Raw genomic sequence first — 14,522 nt, 5'->3', positions numbered from 1 at the left:
CCGCCCGTGACGGGCGGCACCGGGGACGCCGACGATCAGGAGGCCCCTGAGGACTCCTGGGACTCCTGGGAACCCTGGGCCTCTGCCGACACCGGGGACCCCGAAGATCCCGGGGAACCCGAGGATCCCGAGGACTCCAGCGAGGTGAGGAACTCCTTCGCCCAGCGGTCCACGTCGTAGGTGGACACCCTGCGGCGCAGCGACCGCATCCGGCGCGACAGGTCGTGCGGGGTGGCCCGCATCGCGGTCAGCATCGCCCGTTTGAGGCCGTCGACGTCGTAGGGGTTGACCATGAACGCCTGGCGCAGCTCGTCGGCCGCCCCGGCGAACTCGCTGAGCACCAGGGCTCCGCGCAGGTCGTTGCGGCAGGCGATGTACTCCTTGGCGACCAGGTTCATCCCGTCGCGCAGCGGCGTCACCACCATCACGTCCGCCGCCAGGTAGAGCGCGGCGAGCTCGTCCCTGCCGTACGACTGGTGCATGTACTGCACGGGCTGCTGCCCGAGTTCGCCCTGCTCGCCGTTGATCCGGCCGACCTGGAGCTCGATCGAGTCGCGCAGCCGCATGTACTCCTCGACGCGCTCCCTGCTCGGCGTGGCGATCTGCACGAACGCCGCCTCGCCCGGCTTGATCGCCCCCTCGGAGAGCAGCTCGCCGAACGCCTTCAGGCGCTGGCCGATGCCCTTGGTGTAGTCGAGCCTGTCGACGCCGAGCAGCATGCACTCGGGGTCGCCCAGCTCCGCGCGGATCTCCCTGGCCCTGGAGATGATGTGCGGCTCCCTGACCAGGGAGTCGAGCTCGCCGAAGTCGACGGAGATGGGGAACGCCCCGGCGCGCACCACCCGGTCCTCCACGTGGATCTCGTGCTTGTGGTGCTGGAGGCCAAGCAGGCGGCGGCAGAGCCGGATGAAGTTGGACGCGCCGCCGGGACGCTGGAACCCCACCATGTCCGCGCCGAGCAGTCCCTCGACGATCTCGCGCCGCCACGGCAGCTGGGAGAACAGCTCGACCGGCGGGAACGGGATGTGCAGGAAGAAGCCGATACGCAGGTCGGGGCGGAGCTTGCGCAGCATGGCCGGGACCAGCTGGAGCTGGTAGTCCTGGATCCACACGACGGCGTTCTCCGCGGCCTCCTCGGCGGCGGCCTCGGCGAAGCGCTCGTTGACGGTGCGGTAGGCCTCCCAGGTGACCCGGGAGTAGGCGGGGGCGGCGACCACGTCGTGGTAGAGCGGCCAGAGGGTGCCGTTGGAGAAGCCCTCGTAGTAGAGCTCGACCTCGGATTCGGACAGCGGGACGGGGACGAGCTGCATGCCGTCGTGTTCGAATGGTTCGAGGCTCTCGTCGGGTGCGCCGTGCCAGCCGACCCAGGCCCCCTCCCTGCGCTGCAGGACGGGGGCGATCGCGGTGACGAGGCCGCCGGGGCTACGCCGCCACATGTCCTCCCCGACTCGGTCGACGGGGAGACGGTTGGCGACGATCACAAATGCGCTGCGGCCCAGCACAGATTCCTCCAGGTAGTCGGGGGCTTACTGGATTAACTACCCGTCTGAGAGGTTTCTATGACTTGCCAGGTGGGAGGGCGCGGTGGATCCTCAGATCGGCCCGTACGACCTCGCCGAGCTTCTTCGTGGCGGCGCGGTTGAGGAACCCTCCGGCCACGGCGCCCGTGAGGAACGGCCCGAAGGTGGTGAGGTGCCGCCCGAGGGTGCGCATCAGCCTGTTGCGCAGGGCGGTCTTGGCCGCGGTGCCCAGGGCGACGGTCATCGTCCCGGGGGCCATGGGGTCGACGCCGCGCTGCTTGGACCAGGCCATCGCGAAGGCCATCGCCCGCTGGGAGCCGGTGCCCGGCACCTGGATCCCGTACACCTCGTGGAGCTCGGCGATGAGCTTCACCTCGATCGCGGCCACGACGAGGGTCTCGGCCACGAGCTGGGCGGGGGCGGAGAGCAGGAGGGGCGGGGCGGCGAACTCGGCGGCGGCGACGGCCCCGCCGATGGCCCCGACCGCCATGGTCGCCTTGGTCGCGGTGCGCACCAGGTCGTCGGCGAGCGCCTCGGAGGTGAGACCGTGGTGATGCTCGGAAAGGGTCTGGAGGTCGCGGATGGGGATGCGGGGCGCCACGGCCATGAACACGTCGGTCAGCCAGCGGCCCCGGCTCTCGCCCGACGCCTTGGCCCTCTTCGCCCCCCGGGCCAGCGACTTCGTGAGACGGCCGAGCAGCTTCCGCCGCTCGGCCCCGTCCATGTCGCCCGGTTCGGCGAGCCTGCCGACGATCTCGGCCACTTCCCGCTCGGCCCGGTCGTCCGCCTCGTGATCGGGACCGTCGTCCACGGGCACCTTCCGGCCGGACCCGCCGGCCGTGGCCGCTCCGTGACCAGACCCGCCGTCCGCGGCCACCCTGTGACCGGGATCACCGTCCGCGGTCACTTCGCGATCAGGCGCGCCGTCCGACTCCTCGGCCGTGGAGTCGTCCGGCGCGGCACCGGTCTGCCTGTTCTCTGACGTCATGTCTCGGAACCTCCTCAAGGCTGTCCTGAGGCCCTACCCATACCTGGAAGGGCACACCTCGGACAGGCCATCGGAATCATCTCAAGCCGCGCATTCCCGGCAGATCTGCTGGCCGTTCTTCTCAACGGCGAGTTGACTGCGGTGGTGCACCAGGAAGCAGCGCGCGCAGGTGAACTCGTCGGCCTGACGAGGAATCACCCGGAGCGAGAGCTCCTCGTTTGACAGGTCCGCGCCCGGCAGTTCGAGCGACTCGGCGAGATCCGTCTCGTCGATGTCGATGCTGCCCGAGGACTTGTCGGTACGGCGGGCCTGCAGTTCCTGAAGACTGTCCTCGCTGAGGTCGTCGTCGGTCTTGCGTGGGCTGTCGTAATCGGTAGCCATCGGTCTGCTCCATCCCCCTCATCTATCTGTCTGCGCTCACTCGCGCGTGTGTAACGTTCGAGAGGCACGACTTGTGCCCGATCCGCCAGAGAGATTCCTGCTTCGGTACCCCGCCGGAATGGTCACTGAACCTCCCTACACGTGAGGGACGTACTGCCAATGGCCACGGTTAGCCAAATATGGCGTAAACCACAGCATCGGCGGCATGCACCACCGTGTTCGACGGCACATCCAACCACATGTACGGCGTGAACGAGACGCCCCCCGCCGGATCAACGTGACCGAAGTCGCACCGTGACCACCAGACCGCCTCCGTCCCTGGGTACGGCGGTCACGTTGCCCCCGTGGGCGCGCACGACCGCGCGGACGATGGACAGCCCGAGCCCCGCGCCCTTGTCCGAGTCGACCCGGTCGGCGTTGAGCCGCCGGAACGGCTCGAAAAGGCTGTTCACCTCGTACGCGGGCACATGCGGCCCCGTGTTGGCCACCTGAACAACCAAGGCACCCTCCACCATTCCCGCCCTGACCCACAGACGTCCGGAATCGGAAAGATTGTGCTTTATAGCGTTCTCCACCAAATTGGCCACGCAGCGTTCGAGAAGCACCGGATCGCCGATGGTCTCGGCGCTTCTCAGCTCGGCGACCACGGTGACCCCGGCCTCCTCGGCCCGCGCGGCGAGCTGGTCGACTACCGTCTCGGCCACGTCCTTCATGTCCACCGGCTTGCGTACGCTCAGCTCGCGCTCGCTGCGGGCCAGCAGCAACAGGCCCTCGATCAGGCGCTCGTTGCGGGCGTTGACCTCCAGGAGGGTGCGGCCCAGCGCCTTCAGGTCACCCGACGCCTCGGGATCGCCCAGGGCGATCTCCAGGACCGTCCGGTTGATCGTCAGGGGGGTGCGCAACTCGTGCGAGGCGTTGGCCACGAATCTTCGTTGTGTGTCGAAGGCCACATTGAGCCTGGTGAGCATCGCGTCGAAGGTGTCGGCCAGCTCCTTCAGCTCGTCGTCGGGCCCCTTGAGGTCGATCCGCTCGTGGGCGAGCGTGGAGCTCGACAGCTTGCGGGCCGTGGCGGTCATCTGCTGGATCGGCTTGAGCGCCCGGTCGGCGACGATGTAGCCGATGATGACGGCCAGGATGCCGACCCCCAGCAGGGCCAGCAGGGCACGGGCCAGCAGCTCCCGCTGCGCCCCGGAGATCGCGGCGTGCTGCTGCCAGTACCACTGCTGCTTGAAGATGGCCGCCGCCTCCGGCCCCACGAGCTCCCGCAGCTCGTCGTACGGGAAGGGCGGCCACCCCGAGGAGAGCGCCCAGCCCACCATCAGGTAGATCACGGCCATCAGCAGGGCCCCGGCGATGAAGAACAGCGCGGCGTAGGTGAGGGTGAGCCGCCACCTGATGCTGAGCCGGTCCAGGATCGCCCGCACCCGGTCCAGGGGGGTCCGCGAGACCGGGGCGGCACCCACCGGGGGCGGCCCGTCCCACGCGGGCGGGCCGGTCGGCGGCGGGGGCCGCTCGGCCGCCCCGCCCTCCTTCCCGGCGGGCCCGGACTCCAGCCGCTCGCTCTTCCAGGCGCCCCGCTCGGAGTGGGGACTGATCATCGGGTGGGTCGGCACCGACTCAAGGTTCTCGCCCACCGGGACGAACGTCGGGCGTTCCTCTCCCCCGCCTGCCGGAGCGCTCACAACTTGTACCCGACCCCGGGCACCGTCTCGATCACCTGAGGCTCGCCCAGCTTCTTCCTCAGCGTCATCATGGTGACGCGCACCACGTTGGTGAACGGGTCGATGTTCTCGTCCCACGCCTTGTCCAGCAGGTCCTCCTGGCTGACGACCGCGCCCTCGGCGCGCATCAGCTCCTCCAGGACCGCGAACTCCTTCTTGGTGAGCGCGATCTCCCCGCCGTCCCTGGTCACCAGCCGCTTGCCCGGGTCCAGGCGGACCCCCGAGCGCTCCAGCACCGGCGGCAGCGCCGGGGCGGACCGGCGGCCCAGCGCCCGCACCCGCGCGACGAGCTCGACGAACACGAAGGGCTTGGCCAGGTAGTCGTCGGCCCCCAGCCCCAGCCCCTCCACCTTGTCGTCGACGTCGCCCGAGGCGGTCAGCATGAGGATCCTGGACGCGGTGCGGGAGGCCACCAGGCGGCGGCAGACCTCGTCGCCGTGGACCTTGGGCAGGTCCCTGTCCAGGACGACGACGTCGTAGTCGATGTATCCCGTCCGCTCCAGCGCCCCCGCGCCGTCGTAGGCCACGTCCACGGCCATCGCCTCGCGCCGGAGCCCGGTCGCGATCGCGTCGGCGAGCACCCGCTCATCCTCAACCACAAGCACTCGCACGGCTTATGGCACCTCCCGTCACATTCCCTGAGCAACCGCTGGGACGGCTCCCCATTCTCCCCTCACCACCTGTAAGCACACGGTAAGGCCCTCACACGAGAAGGGGCACTCCGTGTGATGTCGGAAACACACAGGTTTAGCTCGTGGTTCACCCTGGGTACAGCCGGTTCCAGTCTCTATCGCGGTACCTTCCGTCCCTGAGTCCGTGAGAAAGAAGGTGAGATGGGCGAGTTCACCACAACGATCGAACACCGCCTCGACCAGGCATACAGGAATCTGCAGGAGGCCAGGACCTCCGGCGACGATTACCTCGCCGACACCTTCACCGCCGAGATCGAGGATCTCCGCCGTCTAGCCACAGACAACGGTGTCCCCATCCAGCGCTGATGGGAGGGAGCCCCCCGGCCACCGCCGGGGGGCTTTTTCGTGCCCCGGCGCCTCAGGGCTCCCAGTGCCCCCAGTGCCCCCAGTGCCCTCGGTGCTCCCAGTGCCCCCGGTGCCCCCGGTGCCCCCGGTGCCCCCGGTGCCCCCGGTGCCCCCGGTGCCCTCGCCCTGTCCCTGAGGTCAGGCCTGGGGTCAGGCGTCGTCACCGGGGTCAGGCGTCGCGTTCCGGGCCGAGCGGGAGCAGCAGGTCGTGCAGCTCCTCGAACAGGCCGGGTGCCGCGCACAGGGTGAGGCCGGGATTGGCCGGCCTGCCCTCCAGACCGCCGACCCTGGCCCCGGCCTCGGCGGCGATGAGGCCACCGGCCCCGTAGTCCCAGTACTGGGGGCCGCGCTCGTAGTAGCCGTCCACCCGCCCCGCCGCCACCGAGCACAGGTCGGAGGCGGCCGAGCCGCCCCTGCGGATGTCGCGCACCCGGGGCAGCACGTGGCGGAGCACCTCCGCCTGCACCTCGCGCCGCCCGCTCTCGTAACCGAACCCGGTGGCGATCAGCGCCCGCTCCAGCGGCACGCCGGTGTTGCAGCTCAGCCGCTCCCCCGCCAGCCACGCGCCCCCGCCCCTGACGGCGGTGAACACCTCGCCGCGGGGCACGACGTTGACCACTCCCGCGATCACCTCGCCGTCCACCTCGACCGCGATGCTGACCGCCCACTCGGGCACGCCGTACAGGAAGTTGACCGTCCCGTCGATCGGGTCGACGACCCAGCGGACCCTGCCCTCGCCGGTGGGACCGCCCTCCTCGCCGAGGATCGCGTCGTCGGGCCTGACCGCCTTGATCCGGTCGCGGATGAGCTCCTCCGAGGCCCGGTCGAGGGCGGTCACCACGTCGGTGGGACTGGACTTGGTGGCCAGCACCTCGGGGCGGGCCGGTCGCTTGGCCAGCAGCATCTCGCCGGCCTCCCTGGCGATCTCCTCCGCCAGCCGGCCGAAGGTCACGGCGCTGTCCACGATCCGCTCCTCACTCCTCACACGCTCCCCCGGGTCCGCGACGGCACCCGCCGCCGTCCCCCATGCCCAGCCGGACGGTACGGCATTCCCCTCCCGTCCCGCCGATCCGGGTCCCTCCGTCGCCGTTCCCGGCGCGCGGCGCCCCCGCTCGCCGCGCCGGGCTCACGACAGCGACTCCGGGCGCTTCCACTCTCGCCCGAGGACGTGCTGGTCGAGGAAGGCCAGGACGGTCTCGTACCAGACGACCGCGTTGCCCGGCTTGAGCACCCAGTGGTTCTCGTCGGGGAAGTACAGGAACTTCGACTCCACCTCCGAGCGCTGCAGGTCCCACCACAGGCGCAGCGCCTCCCCGATGGGCACCCGGTAGTCCTTGTCGCCGTGGACGACCAGCATCGGGGTGGTGATGTTCGCCAGCGACAGGTGCGGGGAGAGCTTGGAGTACAGGCCGGTCCCCGGGGAGCCGAACTCGCGCTGCCAGTACATGGACGCGTCGGTGGTGCCCGCGAACTGGTCGAGGTTCCAGAGCGAGGCGTGGGTGACGATCGCCCTGAACCTGCCGGTGTGCCCGGCGACCCAGTTGGCCATGTAGCCGCCGAACGAGCCGCCCATCGCGGCGGTCCTGGCCGGGTCGACCTGGGGCAGCTCCAGGGCGGCGTCGGTGATCGCCATCAGGTCGGCGTGGGTGCGCGGGCCCCAGTCGGCCCAGCCGCGCCGGATCATGTCCGGCCCGTAGCCGGTGGACAGGCACGGATCCGGCAGCAGCACGGCGTAACCGTGCTGGGCCATGATCCACGGGTTCCAGCGCCAGGACCAGTCGTTCCAGCTGGACAGCGGGCCGCCGTGGATCCACAGCAGGAGCGGGGCGGGGTTCTCCGCCGAGGCGCCCTCCGGCAGCGCCAGCCAGGCCCTGATCTCCGTGCCGTCGTCGGCGGTCGCGGTGACCTCGGTGAGCGTGCCGGGCGGCTCCAGCTCGGGCGCGGGGGAGGTCAGCTTCGCGACCGTGCCGTCCGGGGCCACCCTGACCGGGACCGCGGGCGCGTCCACGGCGCTGCGCAGCGCGTAGACGGCACCGTCGGGCGCGACGTTGAGCGAGGAGTAGGCGGCGTCGTCGGAGGTGAGCCGCTCCGGCGCGGCCCCGCCGGCCGGGACCTCGAAGATCGGGCGGCGGCCGTGGTCGTCGGCGACCACGAACAGCGAGCCGGAGTCGGGCGCCCAGACGACGTCGGACGGCCAGAGCGCGCCACCCGCCGGGTGCCCCTCCCCGGTGGCCAGGTCGACGATCCACAGGGTGCTCTCGGGGATCCGGTCGATGTCGGCGTGGTTGTTCCTGACGCACGCGACCAGGCGCCCGTCGGGGGAGATCCTGACCGGCCCGTCGAAGTCGTGGTCGTCCGCGGCGGCCAGGACCCGCCGGTCGCCGCCGGTGGCCGTGTCGATGGCGACCAGCTCGAAGCGGAGCTCGCCCTGCGGCATCGAGACGCCCCAGGTCGTCACGACCGTGGAGCCGTCGGGTGTCACGTCGTACGCGCTGTGGCTGGACAGCGCCTTGCCCGGCTGCGGGGTGAGGTCCCTGACCTCGGTCAGCCGCTCGCCGTCGCCCAAGGTGCCCGCGAACAGCCGTGGCTCCCCGGGGCCGAGGTCGTGATCCCAGTAACGCACCGGGTAGCTCTCGTGCAGGATCGCGCTGATCCCGGCGTCCTTGCGGGTCTTGCGCCGCTCGGCCTCGCCCGCCTCGTCGCCGGGGAGCACGTCGGAGCCGAAGACCACGGTCCTGCCGCCGGTCACGAATCCGGCGACGCCTCCCGGCCGGGAGGCGATCTGCCGGGCCTCGCCTCCCGTGGCGGGCAGCAGCCAGAGCGCGGGAACCTCCTCGTCCGCCTCCTTGACGGTCGGGTCGGGCCGGCGCGAGCCGAAGAGCAGGTCGCCCTCCCGCGTGAACACGGCCCCGGCCTCGCCCTTGACGGATCTGGTCAGCCGGTACGGCCCGCGGCCGTCGAGAGGGATCTCCCACAGGGAGGTCCCGTAGGATCTCCCGTCGGGATTAAGCGCCTGCACCACGCTGACCAGGCGCGCTCCGTCGGGGGACAGCCGCAGGGATGCCACCCGCGGCACGCCGACATAATCGCGGATGTCGTTAAAAGGGGTCACGGTTTCGAACTTACCCCGGCGATCGTCTCCGAACATGCATCCGAACATGCATCCACAAACCTTGTTGATAACGAACCACTCAAGGTGAGGATGCGAGAGGACACCCCGGCATGCGGTTTGATGAATGGCATGGGGAATTACGACGCGCTTCTCGTCGTCTCGTTCGGGGGACCGGAGAAGCCGGACGACGTGATGCCGTTCCTGGAGAACGTGGTCCGGGGCAGGGGGATCCCGCGAGAGCGGCTGCTGGAGGTCGAGGCGCACTACCAGCGCTTCGGCGGGGCCAGCCCGATCAACCAGCAGTGCCGCGACCTGATCGCGGCCGTGGAGCCGACCGTCGGCCTCCCGGTCTACTGGGGCAACCGCAACTGGCACCCCTACCTGGAGGACACGCTCCGCCGGATGGCGTCGGACGGCGTACGCAGGGCGGCGGCCTTCGTCACCTCCGCCTACGGCTCGTACTCGGCCTGCCGCCAGTACCTCGACGACATCGCGCTCGCCAGGGCCGCGGTCGAGGGGGCCCCCGAGGTCGTCAAGCTCCGGCACTACTTCGACCACCCCGGGTTCGTCGCGGCGATGGCCGACCACACCCGCGAGGCCCTGGACCGGCTGCCCGCCGGGCTCGGGGACTCCGCGCGGCTGGTCTTCACCGCGCACAGCATCCCGGCCTCGATGGCCGCGACGGCCGGGCCCGGCGGCGGGGCGTACGAGGCGCAGCTGCGCCGGGCGGCGGCGCTGGTCACCGCCGAGGTGCGCGGCGACGGCGGCTCCGGTGGTGACAAGGCTGACGGGGCGTGGGACCTGGTCTGGCAGAGCCGGAGCGGCGCCCCGCACATCCCGTGGCTGGAGCCCGACGTCTGCGACCACCTGCTGGAGGTCGACGCCCCGGCGGTGGTGCTGGTGCCGATCGGCTTCGTCTCCGACCACATGGAGGTCGTCTACGACCTCGACGTGGAGGCCGCGGAGACGGCGAGGAAGATCGGCCTGCCGCTGGCCAGGGCGGCCACGGCCGGGACCCACCCGCGTTTCGTCTCGATGGTCGGGGAGCTGCTCGCCGAGCCCGAGCCCGCCGGGTGCGCGGCCACCTGCTGCCCGGCCCCGCCGCGCCGAGGGTGATCGCGCGTCAGGGGTAGGCGGCGGCGTAGCCGCGGGAGATGCCCATGACCTTGGCGACGTACGACCAGGAGTGGTTGTAGAACCAGATGGCCTTCTCCAGCTTCTTGCCGCCCCGGCCCGCGCCGTTGGCGCACAGATAGTTGGCCGCGCCGGGCACCGCGTCGTACGGGTTCCAGATGTCGGCGACACCGTCGGCGTCGCCGTCCACGCCGTAGGCCTTCCAGGTGGCGGGCATGAACTGCATCGGTCCCTGCGCGCCCGCCGAGGAGGGGCCGTTGTTGCGCCCGTGCGAGCTCTCCACCTGGCCGATCGCGGCCAGGACCGTCCAGGAGAGCCCCGGGCAGACCCCGGCCGCCTTGCGGTAGAGCTCCAGATAGCTGCCCGGCCTGCCGACCGTGGCCTGCCGCACCCGGCCGGTGCCCGTCTTCCCGGCCGTCCCGGCGGTGGTGGGCCTCAGGGTGGGTTTCGCCGTACGGGGACCGCCGACGGCGACCACCTGGGAACCCGGGCCCAGCAGCCTGCCCACCCGTGTCCTGAGGACGCCGGCGGCCTTCTCCGAGCTGTGCACGAGCAGCGCCACGCCCGGCAGCAGGCCCAGCCTGCGGCCGGTCTCCTCCCCCACGATGCCGTCCACGCCGGGCAGGCCGAACCCGGCGGAGGCCGCGGCCCGCAGCCGGGGGCCGCCGTCCACCTGGTACTCCGAGCCGAGGACCAGGCCGAGGCGGCGTACAGCCGCGCTGTCGGCGACGAACTCGCCCTTGGCGAGGGCGTTCCAGATCCCCTGCTGTTCGGCGACGGCCCTGGGCGCCCACGCGCGGAAGCGGGCCGGGTCGACCGCGATGAGGTTGAGCCCGATCCCGGACACCTTGACCGCCCCGCCGTCGAAGGAGTCGATCTTCTGGACGTACTTGAGCCGGGAGATGTCCTCCTTGGTCTGCTCGGTCAGCGTCGAGGGGGAGATGACCATCAGCCGGGGCGGGGTGGGGGTGAGCCCGGGGGCGCCCGTCACCCCCGGCCCGGGGGTCTCTCCGGCCCCGGGGCCGGGGGTCGGCCCCTGGGAGGCGGAGTCCCACAGGCCCGAACCCCGCGGGTCCGGGTTCTGCGCGGATAGGCTCTGCGCGGATGGGTTCTGCGCGGCCGGGTCGTCTCCGGGCTGAGGGTCGGGATCCGGGTTCGGGTTCGGGTTCGCCGTACCCACCGGGACCGCGGGAGGGTCGGCCACCGGGGCGATCGCCGACAGGTCCCGGATGCGGGACTCCACGACGGCGCTCTCGCCGGAGGCCGCGGAGTCCGCGGAGGCCACGGGAACGGCGGGGCGAGCGGCGTTGATCATCGCGAGCGCGACGCCGCCGAGGGCGAGGAGAGCGGTGATGACCACTGCTACTGGGACGAACAACCGCAAGCCGGAAAGACGTGACACCGCGCTCACGTTAGCTCCAACAGACCGTGCTGTGAGCCGTTGCCCGGAAAATCACTTGCCGATCAGCGGCTTCGTGCGAAATCGTCGGCCTGCTCCACGCGCGCGGAGCGGCAAGGAGATGATCGGTGGTCGGGCCGTACCGGGGGCTCCTCAGCACGCCCGGCGTCAAGGGTTTCGTCGTCGCGGGGTTCGTCGGGCGGATGCCCATGTCGATGCTCGGCATCGGCATCATCCTGCTCATCGAGGCGCTCACCGACTCCTACGCGACTGCGGGCGCGGTCGCGGCCACCGTCAACGTCTCCTTGGCCGTCGCGGCCCCGCTGTCGGGGCGCCTGGTGGACAGGTTCGGCCAGGCCAGAGTAGTCGTCCCGCTCACCCTGACGCACGGCGCCACGCTGACCGGCCTGATGCTCTGCGCCCATTACGGCGCCCCTCTCTGGACCCTCTTCGCCACCGGCGTCGTGCTCGGCGCGACCGCGCTCTCGCTCGGCTCGCTCGTGCGGGCCCGCTGGTCGCACCTGCTGGCCGGGTCGGGGAGGCTGCACACCGCGTTCTCCTTCGAGTCGGTCGCCGACGAGGTCATCTTCGTCGCGGGCCCGGCGCTGGTCACCGCCCTGGCCACCCTGGTCAACCCGTACGCGGGCCTGATCGTGGCTCTGACCTGCACGGTCGCGGGCACCGTCGCCTTCGCGCTGCAGCGCGGCACGGAGCCGCCCGTCCGTCCCAGGCAGGCCGGCTCCGGCACCCCGATCACCATCCCCGGCGTCGCCCTGATGTCGTGCGCGTTCCTCGCGATGGGGGCGGTGTTCGGCTCGGTCGACCTGATCACGGTCGCGTTCGCCGACGAGCGGGGCGCCAAGCCCATGGCCGGGCTGCTGCTCGCCTCGTTCGCCGGCGGGAGCCTGGTCTCCGGTCTCTGGTACGGCTCGCGGCAGTGGAGCATCCCGCTGAGCAGCAGGTTCGTCCGCTCGCTCGCGGTGTTCGCGGCGGGCCTGACCCCGATCACGCTCATCGGCGACCTCGGGCTCATGGCGGGCGCGCTGTTCCTGGCCGGGCTGGCCATCTCCCCGACCATCATCACCGGCTACAGCCTGACCGAGCGGCTGGTCCCGGCGGGCCTGCTCACCGAGGGCATGGCGTGGATCTCGACCTCGGTCGGGTTCGGCGTGGCGATCGGCGCGTGGGCGGGGGGAAGGCTCACCGACGCGTTCGGCGCCTCCAACGCCTACGGGTTCTCCTTCGCCTGCGCCCTGCTCGCCGTGGCGGTCGGCGTCGGCGGCTCCGCCTGGTTGCGAACCCCTGTTGCCCGGCAGCGATCGTGAGTATCGTTCATATTCGCTGGCGAAACACGCGAACACGAACCGACAAGAACCGACGTGGACCGAACGTGAACCGGCGGTGGCCCACCTGACCGTGGGCGGGACGCCCCCGCGAGCGGGCGTCGGCGCCCCCCGGACGGCCGGGCGCCGCCCGCGGGGCAGGAGCGACCATGGGCGAGACCTTCCGCAACTGGGCCGGGAACCAGTCCGCCTCCCCCGCGGAGGTCCGCGCGCCAGCCTCCGCCGAGGAGGTCTCGCGGGCCGTACGGGACGCCGCCGCGTCGGGCCGCCGGGTGCGGATGACCGGCACCGGCCACTCGTTCACCCCGGTGGCGCTCACCGACGGCCTCCTGCTGCGGCCCGGCGCGCTGACCGGGATCCGCGAGGCCGGCGACGGCTGGGTGACGGCCGAGGCCGGGACGACGGTCGGCGCGCTCAACCGGGAGCTGCACCGCAGGGGCCTGGCCCTCGCCAACATGGGCGACATCGACGCCCAGACCGTGTCCGGGGCCATCCAGACCGGCACCCACGGCACCGGCAGGGACGTCGGCGGGATGGCCGACCAGGTGCTCGCGCTGGAGATGGTCCTCGCCGACGGCGAGATCGTCACGGTCCGCGGCGACGGCGACGGGAAGATCCGCGGGGTGGCCGAGAAGGACCTGTTCGACGCCGCCAGGGTGAGCCTGGGCGCGCTCGGCGTGGTGACCGCGGTGACCTTCCGGGTGGAGCCCGCCTTCCTGCTGCGCAGCGTGCGGGAGCCGATGACGCTGACCGCGATCCTCGGCTCCCTCGACACACTCGTCGCCGGCAACGAGCACCTCGACTTCTTCTGGATGCCGCACACCGACGCCTGCCTGACCAAGCGCAACAACCGCGACCCGGGACCGGCCAGGCCGCCGAGCGCGTTCAGGCACTGGTTCGACAACCGCTTCATGGAGAACACCCTGTTCGGCGCGCTGTGCGGCGTCGGCGGCCGTTACCCGGGCGCCATCCCCCGGCTCAACGCCCTCTCGGCCGCGACCCTGTCGGCCTCGGCCCACACTTACGCCTCGCACAGGGTCTTCACCAGCGTGCGGGAGGTGCGCTTCCTGGAGATGGAGTACGCCATCCCCCGCGAGCACCTCGGCCAGGTCCTCCGCGAGGTCCGCGACCTGCTGGACCGGCGGGACTGGAGGATCAGCTTCCCCGTCGAGGTGCGGGTCACCCCGGCCTCGGACGCCTGGCTGTCCACCGCCTACGGCAGGGACTCGGCCTATCTCGCCTGCCACGTCTACCGGCCGACCCCGAACCCGGCCTACTTCGAGGGCGTCGAGGAGATCATGACGAGGCTCGGCGGCCGGCCGCACTGGGGCAAGTTGCACACCCGCGACGCGGCCTACCTCGCGACGGTCTATCCCCGTTTCGCGGACTTCACAGCGGTACGGGATGCTCTCGACCCGGGGCGCGTCTTCGGCAACGACCACCTCGACACCGTCCTTGGTTGAGGGACGGCGCCCTCCGGTCTCCCCCGGCCGCATTTTCGCGGTGGCCTGAGACGGCGCGGCGCCGATTCCCGCGGCCGCCCCCGACCCCCTTGACCACCCGGCCCCGTTCCCCCGAATCGGCCGCTTCTCGCCAGCTTTCGGTAAAGGGTGGCGCAAAGGCTCGCTCGAAGAGTGACGCGTCCGCGTGTCCCGTCGTTCCCCGGACGCGTACGAGGGGCAGATTCGCAGACGCCCGCGCCCGCTCGACCCCGAGGGAGTCCGCTGGAGATGACCTTCTCCCGCCGTCCATGTCAGCCGCCGCCGCGTCCCGTCCTCACGGACCTCGTCACGGACCGCGACGACCGGCCTCCGCACAACGCCGCGATCGCGGCATACCCTCCCCGGACCGGCGGACCGGCCTCACCGCCATCTCCCGGTTCTTGGT

Annotated in this window: 12 protein-coding genes; 4 read left to right on the top strand and 8 right to left on the bottom strand. The window is 71.5% G+C overall.

Features of this window, described 5'->3' with window-relative positions; all coding sequences use genetic code 11:
* Positions 1–35: 35 nt before the first annotated feature.
* The 5 genes from ACSC1Q_RS29965 to ACSC1Q_RS29945 form a co-directional block, all read right to left on the bottom strand.
* Positions 36–1,502, bottom strand: coding sequence for an alpha,alpha-trehalose-phosphate synthase (UDP-forming) (locus ACSC1Q_RS29965; RefSeq protein WP_436762034.1), 1,467 nt, complete (start codon positions 1,500–1,502; stop codon positions 36–38).
* Positions 1,503–1,557: 55 nt separating this feature from the next.
* Positions 1,558–2,508, bottom strand: a complete 951-nt coding sequence (locus ACSC1Q_RS29960; protein ID WP_436762033.1) for a hypothetical protein — start codon at positions 2,506–2,508, stop codon at positions 1,558–1,560.
* A gap of 81 nt (positions 2,509–2,589) precedes the next feature.
* A complete protein-coding gene (locus tag ACSC1Q_RS29955; RefSeq protein WP_030914836.1) occupies positions 2,590–2,889 on the bottom strand; it encodes a DUF4193 domain-containing protein in 300 nt (99 codons plus the stop codon).
* A gap of 272 nt (positions 2,890–3,161) precedes the next feature.
* Positions 3,162–4,487: a sensor histidine kinase gene (locus ACSC1Q_RS29950; protein WP_436762190.1), complete on the bottom strand. Its 1,326-nt coding sequence runs from the start codon at positions 4,485–4,487 to the stop codon at positions 3,162–3,164.
* A gap of 80 nt (positions 4,488–4,567) precedes the next feature.
* Positions 4,568–5,221, bottom strand: a complete 654-nt coding sequence (locus tag ACSC1Q_RS29945) for a response regulator transcription factor (RefSeq protein ID WP_436762032.1) — start codon at positions 5,219–5,221, stop codon at positions 4,568–4,570.
* 222 nt (positions 5,222–5,443) lie between these two features.
* Between ACSC1Q_RS29945 and ACSC1Q_RS29940 the strand changes: the two genes are divergently transcribed.
* Positions 5,444–5,608 carry a hypothetical protein gene (locus tag ACSC1Q_RS29940; RefSeq protein ID WP_436762031.1) on the top strand — a complete coding sequence of 55 codons (165 nt, stop codon included), beginning with the start codon at positions 5,444–5,446 and terminating at the stop codon, positions 5,606–5,608.
* Positions 5,609–5,816: 208 nt separating this feature from the next.
* Here ACSC1Q_RS29940 and ACSC1Q_RS29935 read toward each other — a convergent pair whose 3' ends face one another.
* Positions 5,817–6,551 carry an inositol monophosphatase family protein gene (locus ACSC1Q_RS29935; protein WP_436762189.1) on the bottom strand — a complete coding sequence of 245 codons (735 nt, stop codon included), beginning with the start codon at positions 6,549–6,551 and terminating at the stop codon, positions 5,817–5,819.
* 222 nt (positions 6,552–6,773) lie between these two features.
* Positions 6,774–8,795, bottom strand: a complete 2,022-nt coding sequence (locus tag ACSC1Q_RS29930) for a S9 family peptidase (protein WP_436762030.1) — start codon at positions 8,793–8,795, stop codon at positions 6,774–6,776.
* A gap of 93 nt (positions 8,796–8,888) precedes the next feature.
* Between ACSC1Q_RS29930 and ACSC1Q_RS29925 the strand changes: the two genes are divergently transcribed.
* A complete protein-coding gene (locus ACSC1Q_RS29925) occupies positions 8,889–9,875 on the top strand; it encodes a ferrochelatase (protein WP_436762029.1) in 987 nt (328 codons plus the stop codon).
* A gap of 7 nt (positions 9,876–9,882) precedes the next feature.
* On the opposite strand, the gene ACSC1Q_RS29920 is transcribed toward ACSC1Q_RS29925, so the two are convergent.
* A complete protein-coding gene (locus tag ACSC1Q_RS29920) occupies positions 9,883–11,295 on the bottom strand; it encodes a lytic transglycosylase domain-containing protein (RefSeq protein WP_436762028.1) in 1,413 nt (470 codons plus the stop codon).
* A 125-nt stretch (positions 11,296–11,420) separates the two neighbouring features.
* Between ACSC1Q_RS29920 and ACSC1Q_RS29915 the strand changes: the two genes are divergently transcribed.
* Together ACSC1Q_RS29915 and ACSC1Q_RS29910 are read left to right on the top strand one after the other, a co-directional pair.
* Complete coding sequence (locus tag ACSC1Q_RS29915; protein WP_436762027.1) at positions 11,421–12,617, top strand: MFS transporter; 1,197 nt, start codon at positions 11,421–11,423, stop codon at positions 12,615–12,617.
* Positions 12,618–12,784: 167 nt separating this feature from the next.
* Positions 12,785–14,098: a D-arabinono-1,4-lactone oxidase gene (locus tag ACSC1Q_RS29910; RefSeq protein WP_436762026.1), complete on the top strand. Its 1,314-nt coding sequence runs from the start codon at positions 12,785–12,787 to the stop codon at positions 14,096–14,098.
* The last annotated feature ends 424 nt before the right edge of the window (positions 14,099–14,522 follow it).

Source organism: Streptosporangium heterodermiicola, from assembly GCF_051390675.1.
Classification (GTDB): Bacteria; Actinomycetota; Actinomycetes; order Streptosporangiales; family Streptosporangiaceae; genus Streptosporangium.
The sequence above is the reverse complement of the archived record's forward strand: the minus strand, read 5'-3'. Positions and strand labels throughout refer to the sequence as shown.

Excerpts from the sequence above, each read along its gene's own strand:
- ACSC1Q_RS29955 (WP_030914836.1), bottom strand. The coding sequence starts at position 2,889 with ATGGCTACCGATTACGACAGCCCACGCAAGACCGACGACGACCTCAGC.
- ACSC1Q_RS29950 (WP_436762190.1), bottom strand. The coding sequence starts at position 4,487 with ATGATCAGTCCCCACTCCGAGCGGGGCGCCTGGAAGAGCGAGCGGCTG.
- ACSC1Q_RS29910 (WP_436762026.1), top strand. The coding sequence starts at position 12,785 with ATGGGCGAGACCTTCCGCAACTGGGCCGGGAACCAGTCCGCCTCCCCC.
- ACSC1Q_RS29935 (WP_436762189.1), bottom strand. The coding sequence starts at position 6,551 with ATGCTGCTGGCCAAGCGACCGGCCCGCCCCGAGGTGCTGGCCACCAAG.
- ACSC1Q_RS29960 (WP_436762033.1), bottom strand. The coding sequence starts at position 2,508 with ATGACGTCAGAGAACAGGCAGACCGGTGCCGCGCCGGACGACTCCACG.
- ACSC1Q_RS29930 (WP_436762030.1), bottom strand. The coding sequence starts at position 8,795 with ATGTTCGGAGACGATCGCCGGGGTAAGTTCGAAACCGTGACCCCTTTT.
- ACSC1Q_RS29925 (WP_436762029.1), top strand. The coding sequence starts at position 8,889 with ATGGGGAATTACGACGCGCTTCTCGTCGTCTCGTTCGGGGGACCGGAG.
- ACSC1Q_RS29940 (WP_436762031.1), top strand. The coding sequence starts at position 5,444 with ATGGGCGAGTTCACCACAACGATCGAACACCGCCTCGACCAGGCATAC.